Below are 13,075 nucleotides of genomic sequence, written 5' to 3'. Positions count from 1 at the left end.
AAATTACTTCACAACCTCAACCCAGAATCCTTTTGTTCTGGCTAAGAATGTATTATCATACATCGCTTCACATTGTAATCCTGGCAGATAATAATTTCCTAAATATGATGCGTTTAACAAAATACGGAAAACTTTGGTTTCTCTCGCTTTCATTCCGAAATAGAAATTCGTTCTGTCGTCGCGGATATCAATATAATCAGCAATGTTATTTACAGCGTCTCCATAATCGGTGAAACGGGTATTTACAATTTCAAAACCAGAAGGCAGAATCTGTGATAATGCTACGTTTTGAACACTTTCTCCTCTTTGGTTTTTAATCGTAACCTCAGCAACAAATTCAGTTCCTTGACTAATTTTCGAAACATTGATTATACTTCCTTTTCTGTTTTTGAAAACAATAGAAGCCGAAACATCACTTTGAACCGCATTTTCTTGTCCGATTGGTAGAATTCCAGTATTTAGAACACGAACATAAACCGTATTGGCTTTATTATTTTTCAGCGTAATGCTATTTGTTCCAGAAGCAACAGACAAACTGCGATCTGCAACTGATTTACCTGTGTTTATCACTTCACCTTTTCCGTTTTTACTAAACTGGATATTAATTCCTTTCGGACCATTACTCACTGCAAATTTTGACATCGCATATAAGCAATATGCTGTTGTCTGTGTGCTCATCCATTGATTAGCCGACATTTCTTTGGCCAATTTTGTCGCTGTTGCAAATGCTTTTTGTTTTTGAGCTAAAAGCAACATCGTTTCCAAAGCCATTGCCCTATTTCTTTCGCTTGAACCGTAATAGTAATAGCTGTAGCCATCTGAACTTCCGTCGATACTCGTTTTCAAGAATAAACTTTGTCCAGCCGATTTTTGACCTGCTAAAACATAAGCCGCTGCTAAACGAAGCATACTTTCATTGGAAATACCTTTTGTTTCTCTTAATCTGTTCATTGCTGATAAATCGGCATTTCCTGCTAAAGCTAAAGTATATAAACGATATGCTTGCGCTAAATCATTTCCGTATTTAGGCTCAAAACGCCATTGTTTCGCTTCTTTTTGCTGATATGACAGCCATTTTGATTTGAAATTAATTGGCAAGACATATCCTTTTTTCTCTGCTTCAATTAAGAAATGTCCAGCATAAGAAGTTCCCCAATCGTCTGCAATTGCATTTCCTTGCCAGTAAGGCATTCCTCCATTTGATAATTGGAAATTACCCAATCTTGCAATTCCAGCCGCAATGTTTTTCTGAATCAGATCTTTGCGTTTCGCATCAATATCTGCGACATCACCCAAATACAATTGTGGAAAAACAGATGAAGTTGTCTGTTCTACACATCCATGCGGATACTGAATCAAAAACTGTAATCTTCCGTTTAAGTTCATCGACGGCATTGACGAAACTTCCAATCTAGCTTTGTTGCTTCCAGCAATTCCAAATGTTTTCCATGAAATTGTTTTTGAACTGTTTGGTGTCAAAACAACATCGGTAAAAGTACTCGTAACGGGATTTGGATTTGTCATGTCAATCTCTACATCATAAACTGATTTCTCACTTCCTGACGTTGCGATTACCTGAACTTTTGCTATTCCGGTAGCCGAACCGACAACCAAATTAAAATACGCCATTTTTTCGTCTGGCTGAGCAAAATTCAATCTCTGAACTGCGCTTCCCATTACTTTCAATCCGTTACTAGTTTTTACCTGAATCGAAACATTTTTGATTTTGTTTTCGGTTGCAAAAACCGTTACAGGTAAAGTTACTTTTTCTGATGGTGAAATTTTTCTTGGTAACGAAGCCAAAACCATCAATGGACTCTTAACCTGAGTTGCTTTTTCAACGCTTCCGTAAGCGCTTGTATTGGCATCTCCCGCCACAACCATAGTTCTAACCGAACCAATGTATTTCGGAAGTTTTAATTGATGTGATTTTGTTTCGCCTTTACCTAATTTAAATGGTCCATAATATAATACCACTGGTTTAAATCGGTTTGCTTTTTTAGCTTTTCCGCCACCTAAATCCTGATCTCCACCAATACTGAAAATCTGATTTATTTTTCCGCCGTAAGCTCCTATTACATCATCATAAATATCCCAAGTTTTTACACCTAAGGCTTCACGAACGTAGAAACTATCCCATGCGTTTGGCGTTTTAAAACGAGTTAAATCTAAAAGCCCTTCGTCTACAACTGCGATTGTATACGTCATTTCTTTTCCTGATTTTTCTCCCACTTTTACTGTAAAGTTTTGTTCTGGTCTTAAAACATCAGGCATAGAAAGCGTTGGTGTCAAAATCGTATTTTTATCTACCACTTCAATTGGCACAATTCCGTACATACGAATCGGCGAATCGTTTTTGGTTGACGCGTGAGGTTGCAACAGCGTAATATTGAAATACACATTTGGCGCCATTGCTCCCGTAATCGGAACTTCAACTTTTGTTTCTCCTTTTTTGGTTTCTGCCCAAATAGTTTGTACAACTCTTGATCCGTTTTCTACAGAAATTAAAGCACGTCCGCCTTCACTTGAAGGGAAAGAAATCTGTGCTTTTTCTCCAACAGCATAATTTTTCTTATCGGTAGAAAACACTAACATATTCGCTGTCGAAGCATCTCTATTACGTGTTTTTCCAGACCAGATTGGCCAGTCGATATTTACGGTTAAAGAGGTTGCGTGACCATCCTGCTGATCTTCAACACGAATTAAATAACGTCCCCATTCTTCATCTGATAATGCAAATTGGAAACTTCCTTTTCCACTTAAATCGGTATTGATTACAAAAGTTTTGTATGAAGTCGTTGAGTTTGATGAGTTATAATTTGATAGATTATCGCTTGAAGAATCCCACCACCAACGCCAGTCTACTTTGTAAACTCGCACTTCGAGATTTCGAACCGATTTTGGTCTTCCGTTTTCATCAACCGTTACCACTTCAAAACGATTGTTTGTTCTCGTTTCCAGCATACTATACTTATTCAGTTCAGGCGTTTTAAGTCCAACGTAGGTTTTGTATGGCGAATAAGTCGTTGACATTACATCGGTACTAAAATCACCACCTTCTTCATATACTTTTGTGATAAATGAAGCGCGCAACATTCCTGGCGCTTGACCTTGCAGTCGAGGCTGAATGTTTACAGATGCTTTTCCGCTTTCGTTTAATTTTCCTGAGAAAACATTAATTTCTTCTGTACTAAACTGGCGCACAATATCATCAAAAGTATATTTTTCAAAACCTTTAAAAGTCGTGGTTTGCTGAGAGAATTTAGCCTGCATTTCTACATTCAAATTCTTAGCAATTGCTCCATGAAGCCAAGTCACTTCCAGATTATCTGTATTTGGGTACGATGCCGAAAGTGTTTTTCTGCTAAACGTATTTTTGATTTTTAAACGATTTGGTTTAATCGTTTCAATCTTGATACTCTTATAAAATTTCGCACCTCCAACGCTTACCATTGCTTCCCAGTTTCCTGTTGGCGCATCTTGGTTTGTTGGAACTGTAAAAGCATAATGATTTAAATCATTTGTTTTCTGAACGGTTTGATAAACTGTTTTCCCATTCGGATCGTTTAATCTAAATTTGATTGGATGCGATTTCGGCAGTTTGTTCGCAGCATCATTCAAAATAAAGGATAAATACAGATTATCTCCAGGACGCCAAACGCCTCTTTCTCCGTAAATAAATCCTTTTAAACCTTTCTGTAAAGTCTCTCCCGCAACATCAAAATTACTTACCGATAATGAAAGTCCGTCGTCCAACTTCACATAAGTCGACTGATCGCCTAAAGTTACGATGGCGAAATAAGCAAATTTATCCAACTGAAAAGACGCAATACCTTCACTGCTTGTGGCTTCTGTCGCTATTTTCTGCTGTTGGTAATTGTACAGATCAACTCTTGCGTTAGAAACCGGCTCGGTTGTAACAATGTTGTTTACGGCAAACAAATACGATTTGTTTTCTCCTCTTTTGGCAATAACTCCTAAATCTGAAGCTAAAATATTGGTCGCAATTCTCGCATTGTAGAAGTAAGATCCCGTACAAGGATCTTGACTTTCTCTCCAATCGTAATCGTCATAATAATAGTAATCATCGTAAGAGTTTCCGCTGTAGTTTACATCGTTTTCATCCACTTCTTCCTCCTCTGTTTCGTCATCATTTCCTTCAGAAGTTTCACATTTATACAGCGAATATTTCTTTTTATAAACAAATTCAACTCTGTAAATTGCTCCTGGTTCTGGCTTTATAATTTTAGATAAATCTAAAGCATACGTATTCCATTTTGTGAGATTTACGAGCGTGCTTTCTCTTAAATTGAGCGTTGTTTTTGCAATTGGCTGCGCGACTTTTTTGAGGTTTTGTCCGCCATTTAATTCATTATACTGCAAAAACTGAAGAATATTGTTTTTATAAATTTTATACACTTTTACATCAACAGCGCTCAGATTTACGGCTTCAAAATTTAATTTTAAATTATTTGAACTTGGCAGAATTGTTCCGTTTTTAACGAAGCGAATGTTGGGCTTAATCTGATCGAAAGAGATTTTTTCACTGTAATTATTTTCCAGCTTTTTACCGTATTGGCTTTCAATTCCTTGAAAAACTTCCAATAATAATTCGCCTGTCACCACTTGTTCTGGTTCTTCATCAGGAACATATTCCACAGCTTCTTCTACAACTACGGCGACTGAATCCACAGTAACTGCAGCTGAGTCGACTACTACTGCCGCGGAATCTACTGCGACGGCAGCAGGTTCTTCTTCGACAACAACAGGTACAGATTCTTCTTTTTTAGGAGCATTTGGGTTTGTAAAATATACTTTCAGTAAATTTCCTTGTGTAGAAAATTTAAGATTATTAGTATTTTGAATAGAAACCAATCCGGCAAAATCCTGTCCTTTTTCTAAAGGTTCAGAGAAATTAATTAAAACTTGCTGATTGTTTCCGTCTGGAACTTCAACTTTTATGACTTTAAATTCGTTGATACTTGTAATTGGAAAATCAATCTGGCCTTTTTGGTCGATATCAAAATCATTTCCATCATAGATAATTTCTAAATTTGAAGCTTCAGACTGACGCTGAATACTATCAATTATAAAATGAAATTCTTTTCCTGAAGACACATTTTTATCAAACTTAATCTTAAGATCGTTTCCGTTATGTTTGGCTTTAACCAGCTTAATTGCCGTTTCCAAATCAATATTATCTGCTACTTTCAAAGTGCAGTTTAAATACTGATATTCTTTACTATACGATTGAATATCTCCCGTATTGATAGTAAAATCCTGTTTAACGGTTTTAACTGTAAAATTGAATTTAGAAAGCTCCTTTTCTTTCTCTTTCGGAATGGCAGTAAGTTTATCTAAGTTTAAAGTAACTTGATATTCTGTACCCATTTTAAGTTTTTTCTCCGGAATAAAAGCTAAAGTATTTGTCGAAAGCGCAATAACTTTTCCGCTTACACTTGGCGAAATATCAAACAAATCGTCGTCTAATTCCTGATTAGGTTTCCAATCATTTTTATCGAATGCCAAAACCACGCGTATATCAGAATCTGCCGAAACGATACCGCCTGTAAAACTGGTAATGTAATCTTTAAATAATGAAAAATCGGAATTGAAATCTGCAGCTGATTTACGCCCACAGGATTGAAAAATAAAAAACACAAAAAATACGAGAGATAGTCCTTTTACTTTCACTTTTATCTACAGTTAATCGGTTAATAAATTACGATAAAAGTAAAGTTTTTTTTGAGTTCTTTAAGAAGAAAATTCTCTAATAATGATTATTTAACTTTTGTTGAAGTTTCTCAAATACTTAAAATTCATTATAGTGCAATAGAAAGGTGTTTATTGAAATTTATTTACGTCTTTCCAGAAAAAAACGTTTCATTAAATCGGCCGCTTCGTTTGCCATAACACCAGAAACTACTGTGGTTTTAGGGTGCAGTTTTGTTCCCATATTCAGAAATCCGCGCTGTTCGTCGCGGGCACCAAAAACAATTTTGGAGATCTGACTCCAATACAAAGCACCTGCACACATTTGGCAAGGTTCTAAAGTAACATAAAGCGTACAATCTTTTAAATATTTTCCGCCTAGAAAATTGGCCGCTGCCGTAATAGACTGCATTTCAGCGTGAGCGGTAACATCATTTAACAATTCAGTCAAATTATGGCTTCTTGCAATGACTTTATCGGCCACAACAATAACGGCTCCTACAGGAATTTCGCCTTTTAAGTAGGCTTCTTCGGCTTCCTGCAAAGCTTTCTTCATAAAATATTCGTCTGTAAAAGGATTTTCCATAGTTGCAAAAGTAAAACTTTACACTTTAATTTTTATTACATTTAAACTTTGAAATTCGAGTATGGAAACAAAACCTAAAATAATAATACCAAAACCTTGCAATGAGGACTGGGATAAAATGACGCCAAACGAAAATGGCCGTTTTTGTTTGAGCTGTTCCAAAACGGTTGTTGATTTTAGTTCTATGCTTCCAGAAGAAATTAAACATTATTTTGATCAGCATAGAAATGAGAAGATTTGCGGACGATTTAAAGAATCTCAAATAGATATTCTTACTATTCGAGTTCCGAATCGTATTTTATACTCTCAAACCAATTATCACAAAATATTTTTACTTGCTCTATTTATTACAATGGGAACTACTTTATTTAGTTGTGCAGATAAAGACGGTAGTAAGAGAAAAATAGATAAGGTTGAAATTATAAAAGACACTGCGACAACAACAAAATCTTTCAATTCTAAAGTATCAAGCAATTTAGATGATTCTATTCGGACTAAAACTTCAAAAGTTAATCGTGTAAAATTTGTAAAACCAGTCCCAACACATTGCTCGGAAATCACTTATGACGAAAATCAGAAAGAAATTGAAAAAGATTCTGTTTTTGAAGAACATACCGTCTATTATTCAGGAGAATCAATTGAAACAAGTCCTTATTTTGAAGGTGGAATTAATAATTTTTATCAATTCTTCATTACTGAATTTCAATTTCCTGAAGATGCAGAAAATCCACAAAGCAGGATTGTAGTAAGTTTTGTCATAGAAAGGGATGGATCGCTGTCTTCATTTCAATTTCCAAGAGAAGTTGATTCCAAGATTAAAGCAGAAATAATACGCGTTTTAAACCTATCTCCTAAATGGATACCTGGTGAACAAAATGGAAAAAAAACAAGAACCAAATATAGCTTGCCAATAGCAATTGAATCATGAAAGAACGAGGCAAAATAACCATGCAAAAAACTTGCCTTGAAAACTGTATCAAAATGTTTTTTACAGCATTCTTGATAGGATTAATTTTATCTGGCTGCAACAAAAAGGATGACAGAAAAGAAGATATCGAAATTGTAAAAGAATTTGATTCATCAACAACAAAATCAGCTGCTAAAGATACAATTACAATAAGCAAGAAAAAATTAGAGCAAACTCAGAGAGATTTACCAAAAGCGGTGCAAATTGAATTAAAACAAACAACGCCAATCGCATCTAAAGAAATTGATGCAAACAAAATTTCAAAATCTGAGAAACCAAAAAAAGAAGATTCTTCACCAACTATAAAACCTCTTTCTAATACCAATGCAGAATTTCCTGGAGGCATTGACCAGTTTCATACTTTTTTTATGAAAGAATACAAAAAACCAGAAGGCGTAAGTTATTGGAAACTCAATTTCACTCTAGCCTTTGCGGTAGAAAAAAATGGTTCTGTTTCCTTTCTTGAATGTTCTCCAGCGGTTGAAGAGCCTTTGGAAAAAGAAATTATCAGGGTTTTAAGTTTGTGTCCTAAATGGCAACCCGGCGAATCGAACGGCAAAAAAACTAGGATGCAATATTCTGTGCCTATTTTATTGAAATAAGACGGAACAAGAAATTAAATTTAAAACCGTAAATTTGCTTTTTACCTTTACAATGAAAAGCGATCTACTTTCCAATATATATAATCCTGCTGATTTACGTCTTTTAAAAGAAGAACAGCTTATTCAGGTTGCTCACGAATTGCGTCAGTTTATTATTGATGTGGTTTCTGTAAAAGAAGGTCATTTAGGAGCTAGTTTAGGCGTTGTAGAGCTTACGATTGCTTTGCATTATGTTTTTAATACTCCAAATGATTTATTGGTTTGGGATGTTGGACATCAGGCTTATGGACACAAAATCCTGACAGAAAGAAAAGAAATTTTCCATACTAACAGACAGATTGGTGGAGTATCTGGTTTCCCGAAGAGAGGCGAAAGTGTTTATGATACTTTTGGCGTTGGGCACTCTTCTACTTCAATTTCTGCAACATTGGGAATGGCAATTGCTTCTAAATTAAAAGGCGATTTTGAGAAAGAACATATCGCAATTATTGGCGACGCTTCGATTGCAAGCGGAATGGCTTTTGAAGGCTTGAACCACGCTGGAGTTACCGATGCCAATATTTTAGTTATTTTAAATGATAATGCAATCGGAATTGATCCGAGTGTTGGAGCTTTGAAACAATATCTAACAGCGGTTAAAAGTGGAAAGAATCCGAGGCAAAATAATATGATTAAATCTTTAAATTTTGATTATTCAGGTCCAATTGACGGTCATGATCTTCCAAAATTAATCAAAGAATTAAATCGTCTAAAAAAAATAAAAGGTCCGAAATTCCTTCATATTGTAACTACAAAAGGTAAAGGATTGCAACAGGCCGAAGAAAATCAGGTAAAATATCATGCTCCAGGAAAATTTGATGCTTCGACTGGAGAAATTCTCTTAAAATCGGAAGAAAATCTTCCTCCAAAATATCAGGATGTTTTTGGCTTGACCATTTTGGATTTAGCCAAAAAGAATGAAAAAATAATCGGAATCACTCCGGCAATGCCATCTGGAAGTTCTTTAAAATTTATGATGGACGAATTGCCAGATCGCGCTTTTGATGTGGGAATTGCCGAACAGCATGCCGTGACTTTGGCTGCAGGAATGGCCACTCAGGGAATGATTGTCTATTGCAATATTTATTCGACATTTTTACAGCGTGCCTACGATCAAGTTATTCATGACGTCGCTTTACAAAATCTACCTGTCATTTTTTGCCTTGACCGCGCGGGTTTGGTCGGCGAAGACGGCGCAACGCATCATGGTGTTTTTGATATCGCTTATCTGCGCTCGATTCCGAATATGATTATCTATGCTCCGTTAAACGAAATTGAATTGCAAAACATTTTGTATACCGTTCAATTAGGAATAGATCATCCTATTGCAATTCGATATCCAAGAGGCCGCGGAGTTATACCAAATTGGGAAGTAGAAAATTTCGGACATTACGAAAAAATAAATTTAGGCCTCGCAAAATGCCTAAAAGATGGTACGAAAGTTGCTGTACTGTCGACCGGAACAATTGGAAATAATGTTATAGAAGCCTTAAAAGAATCAACCAATTCTGATGAGATTGCGCACTATAACTTCAGCTTCATTAAACCATTAGACATCAGCACATTAAACACCATATTTAAGACTTTCCAAAACATAATTACAATCGAAGACGGGGTTAAAAATGGTGGTTTTGGAAGTGCTATTTTAGAGTTTGCAGCATCAAATAATTTTAAAAATTCTATTGAAATTTTGGGTGTTCCAGACGAGTTTATAGAACACGGAACAGTAAATCAACTGCAACAATTGTGTAAAATTGACGTTAAAAGTTTAATAAATCTTTTTTCTAACGGTTCAAAATAATTATTTTGCGACACCAAAAAAAAATTACCAAAATGAATTTATTGCGTTCTACCCTTTTGCTGTTATTGCTTTTGTGTACTTCTAATAACTTTGCCCAGATTATACAAACCACTTTAAGCCCAAATCAAGCACCCAAACCGCCTTCTAATTGGTCAGCTAAAAACCAGCTTGGCTTTGACCTTTCACAAATTGCTTTTGTTAACTGGAGTGCAGGGGGAACAAGCTCTATTTCAGGTTTATTTAAAGGTGAATTTTCTAGAACATATTTAAAAGGAAATCATAAATGGTTTAACGAACTTATTATGAAGTATGGTCTAAACAAGCAGGAGGATATTGAAACGAGAAAAACTGACGATGCGATTCAATTCAACTCAACTTATGGTTTTAGAAAAGATACCGCTTCAAACTGGTATTATTCGGCAAAGTTTAATTTCAACACACAATTTACAAACGGTTATAATTATCCAAACCGTGATACTCCAATCTCTAGACCTTTTGCGCCAGCGTATGTCTTTTTAGGAGCTGGAGCTGAGAATTCGAATAAAGAGAAAAATAGAACCTTTTATTTCTCTCCAATTACATTAAAAACTACTTTAGTATTAGATCAAAATTTGGCGAATCAAGGTTCTTTTGGTGTTAAAAAAGCCGTTTATATAGCCGATCCTTTAGACCCAACACAGCAAATTTTAATTGAAGAAGGTCAAAAAGTAAAAGCCGAATTTGGTATACTTTTAACTGCTTACATGAAAAATGAAATCTATAAAAACGTTTTTTATGAAAACAGACTTACCTTATACACAGACTATTTAAACCGATTCGGAAATGTAGATATTGATTACGACACCCGATTGGACTTGGTTGTAAATGCCTATGTTAAAGCAAATATTGGAGTTCACTTAATTTATGATGACGATATTAAAAACAAAAAGGAGGTAATTGATCCAACAACTGGCGCAAAAAGCCAGGTTACCGAAGGACCAAAAATGCAATTAAGACAAGTTCTTGGTGTTGGTCTGGTTTATGCTTTTAAATAAAAGATAAAATACCGCTATAAAAAAAGCTTCTTTTAGAATATTTCTGAAAGAAGCTTTTTCTTTTTAACGCTTTTTTTGTCCCTGAATCATTTCATACAACTCAAGCGCATTTCCGTCTGTTAAAAGTGAAACATAATGACAGATATGCAATAAACGCTCGTACAGATTGGTTTTGTCTAAATGATGTTTTTCTGGCAGCATTTTCAAAATCAATTTATCGTAGTTTGAGGCCGTTCCTTCATATTTATTGTTGTATGCTGTTATGAATTTATCCAGCAGTGTTTGAATAATCTGGTAACCTACAATTTCTTTTTCGATCACTTCTCGGCTTTGATATATTTTTTCAACACTAAGTTTGATAATATCATTCATCTGCGCTTTGTATTTGCTTTTATCTGTTAAAGCATGCGGAAAGTTTCCGGCAAGAATCGCTTCTTCATTTTCAACAAAAACATTTACCGCATCATTAATTAAAGTTCCAATTGCTAAAGCTCTTAAATAAGAGATTCGATCTTCTTTTGTGGTTAATGATTTATATTTTGAAACTCCGATATTGTCCTTTACGAGATTAATCAAATATTCTAAAGCAAAATCTTCAGAAACCAAACCTAGATTGATTCCGTCTTCAAAATCAATTATAGTGTAGCAAATATCATCTGCGGCTTCTACCAAATAGGCTAAAGGATGTCTTTCAAAACCAATATCATCTCCAGATTTATTGGCAATCATCCCCATATCTTTGGCTACTTCTTCAAAGAATAATTTATCGGTTTGAAAGAAACCATATTTCTTATCGGCAATATTATGGGTTGGTTTTTTCGGAAGACTTTCTTTCGGATATTTCATAAAAGCGCCCAAAGTTGCATACGAAATACGAAGTCCGCCTTCAATTCCGGGACGACTTGCTGTTAATACCGAAAAACCGTTTGCATTTCCTTCAAAATCAATTAAATCCTGCCATTGTTTATCTGTCAGCTGATTTTTATATTTTTGACCATTTCCGATAGAAAAATATTCTCCAATTGCTTTTTCACCAGAATGCCCAAAAGGCGGGTTTCCGATGTCGTGTGCCAATGAAGCTGCTGCGACAATCGCTCCAAAATCATTCATGTGATATCCGTGAACTTCTTTCAGGTAAGGATATTTCTCGATAATCTTTTTCCCAACCAAACGCCCAAGCGAACGTCCGACAACTGAAACTTCCAAACTATGCGTTAAACGCGTATGTACGAAGTCTGTTTTAGAAAGCGGAATAACTTGTGTTTTATCTTGTAAACTTCTAAAAGCGGCAGAGAATATAATTCGGTCATAATCGACTTCAAATCCTAAACGTGTGTCGTCTTGTTCTACACGTAATCTTTTGCTTGTATCGCCCTGACGTTTTAAAGATAAAAGTTGTTCCCAGTTCATTTTTATATTTTAGATTTCTGATATTAGATTTTAGATTACTAATCTAAACATCAAAAATACGTTTTATTTGGGATTCCTTTCAAACAAAATATACTATTTAAAGATAAACAGTTGTGCAGTAAAATTAAACTCAGTTCTCTACTTCAAGATTACATTTTTGAAGTATTTATTGAAAATCTGCAAAGCTTTTTCTTTACTTTCTGTAGTTGGGGCAGAAGTATCTTTTAATGAATATGGCATTTTCAACAGTTCCCATTTTTGAGAACCAAGCTGATGAAACGGAATAATTTCTACACGTTCGACAGTTTTATAATTGCTGAAATATTGTCCCCATTCTTCCAGATATTCGGGTTGATCTGTCCAGCCTGGAACTAAAACATATCGTAACCACATGGGTTTTCCGGTAGATTCTCTATACGCTGCAACTTCTAACGTATTTTTATTGGTTAGTCCTGTTAATTTATGATGGATCTCGTCGTTGATATGTTTTACATCTAATAATAAAATATCTGTATTATCAAAAAGCTCTTGTGCCTGATGATTATTAAGCCTTCCATTGGTATCGAGGCAAGTATTTATTCCTTCTTCGTGTAAACGTTTAAAAAAATGAATTAATTTATTTCTCTGAAGCAAAGGTTCGCCTCCTGAAACGGTTACACCACCCGTTGTTCCAAAATAATTTTTCTGACGGATTGCTCTTTGCACCAATTCTTCTATTTCGACCAAAGACCCTCCTTTAACATCTAAAGTGTCTGGGTTTTGGCAATATAAACATCTAAACTGACATCCCTGTACAAATACAACCATTCTTATTCCGGGTCCGTCATGAGTACCAAAGGTTTCGAGCGAATGGATTCTTAAATGATCCGGATCGTCAATGTTTAATTTAACAGCTTCAATATCTTGTAATGGAAAATACATTTT

The 13,075-nt window shown here is 35.2% G+C and carries 8 protein-coding genes; 4 read left to right on the top strand and 4 right to left on the bottom strand.

Annotation, left to right across the window (positions count from 1 at the left end; all coding sequences use genetic code 11):
• Positions 1-3 precede the first annotated feature (3 nt).
• The gene (locus tag EG814_RS11870; protein WP_125722167.1) at positions 4-5,694 is read right to left on the bottom strand and encodes an alpha-2-macroglobulin family protein; all 5,691 of its coding nucleotides are present in this window, start codon (positions 5,692-5,694) and stop codon (positions 4-6) included.
• Positions 5,695-5,854: 160 nt separating this feature from the next.
• The gene (locus EG814_RS11865) at positions 5,855-6,298 is read right to left on the bottom strand and encodes a nucleoside deaminase (RefSeq protein ID WP_125722166.1); all 444 of its coding nucleotides are present in this window, start codon (positions 6,296-6,298) and stop codon (positions 5,855-5,857) included.
• A gap of 61 nt (positions 6,299-6,359) precedes the next feature.
• On the opposite strand from EG814_RS11865, the gene EG814_RS11860 reads away from it, so the two are divergent.
• From EG814_RS11860 to EG814_RS11845, 4 genes are read left to right on the top strand one after another with little or no spacing between them, the layout of a single operon-like run.
• The gene (locus tag EG814_RS11860) at positions 6,360-7,226 is read left to right on the top strand and encodes an energy transducer TonB (protein ID WP_125722165.1); all 867 of its coding nucleotides are present in this window, start codon (positions 6,360-6,362) and stop codon (positions 7,224-7,226) included.
• Positions 7,227-7,279: 53 nt separating this feature from the next.
• Positions 7,280-7,867, top strand: coding sequence for a hypothetical protein (locus tag EG814_RS11855; RefSeq protein WP_235830968.1), 588 nt, complete (start codon positions 7,280-7,282; stop codon positions 7,865-7,867).
• Between the two features lie 52 nt (positions 7,868-7,919).
• The gene (locus EG814_RS11850) at positions 7,920-9,707 is read left to right on the top strand and encodes a 1-deoxy-D-xylulose-5-phosphate synthase (RefSeq protein ID WP_125722163.1); all 1,788 of its coding nucleotides are present in this window, start codon (positions 7,920-7,922) and stop codon (positions 9,705-9,707) included.
• Between the two features lie 32 nt (positions 9,708-9,739).
• A complete protein-coding gene (locus EG814_RS11845; protein ID WP_125722161.1) occupies positions 9,740-10,741 on the top strand; it encodes a DUF3078 domain-containing protein in 1,002 nt (333 codons plus the stop codon).
• Between the two features lie 63 nt (positions 10,742-10,804).
• Here the strand turns inward: EG814_RS11845 and EG814_RS11840 are convergent, their stop codons facing one another.
• A complete protein-coding gene (locus tag EG814_RS11840; RefSeq protein ID WP_125722159.1) occupies positions 10,805-12,151 on the bottom strand; it encodes a deoxyguanosinetriphosphate triphosphohydrolase in 1,347 nt (448 codons plus the stop codon).
• Between the two features lie 138 nt (positions 12,152-12,289).
• A complete protein-coding gene (pflA, locus tag EG814_RS11835; RefSeq protein ID WP_125722157.1) occupies positions 12,290-13,072 on the bottom strand; it encodes a pyruvate formate-lyase-activating protein in 783 nt (260 codons plus the stop codon).
• Positions 13,073-13,075: the final 3 nt, after the last annotated feature.

The organism is Flavobacterium ustbae (assembly GCF_003946915.1).
Taxonomy (GTDB): Bacteria; Bacteroidota; Bacteroidia; order Flavobacteriales; family Flavobacteriaceae; genus Flavobacterium; species Flavobacterium ustbae.
Note: the sequence above shows the minus strand (reverse complement) of the source record. Positions and strands in the feature narration are given on the sequence as shown.

Bases quoted from the DNA above. Each gene is read 5' to 3' on its own strand.
- EG814_RS11865 (WP_125722166.1), bottom strand. From the start codon at position 6,298: ATGGAAAATCCTTTTACAGACGAATATTTTATGAAGAAAGCTTTGCAG.
- EG814_RS11860 (WP_125722165.1), top strand. From the start codon at position 6,360: ATGGAAACAAAACCTAAAATAATAATACCAAAACCTTGCAATGAGGAC.
- EG814_RS11855 (WP_235830968.1), top strand. From the start codon at position 7,280: ATGTTTTTTACAGCATTCTTGATAGGATTAATTTTATCTGGCTGCAAC.
- EG814_RS11850 (WP_125722163.1), top strand. From the start codon at position 7,920: ATGAAAAGCGATCTACTTTCCAATATATATAATCCTGCTGATTTACGT.
- EG814_RS11845 (WP_125722161.1), top strand. From the start codon at position 9,740: ATGAATTTATTGCGTTCTACCCTTTTGCTGTTATTGCTTTTGTGTACT.
- EG814_RS11840 (WP_125722159.1), bottom strand. From the start codon at position 12,151: ATGAACTGGGAACAACTTTTATCTTTAAAACGTCAGGGCGATACAAGC.
- pflA (WP_125722157.1), bottom strand. From the start codon at position 13,072: ATGTATTTTCCATTACAAGATATTGAAGCTGTTAAATTAAACATTGAC.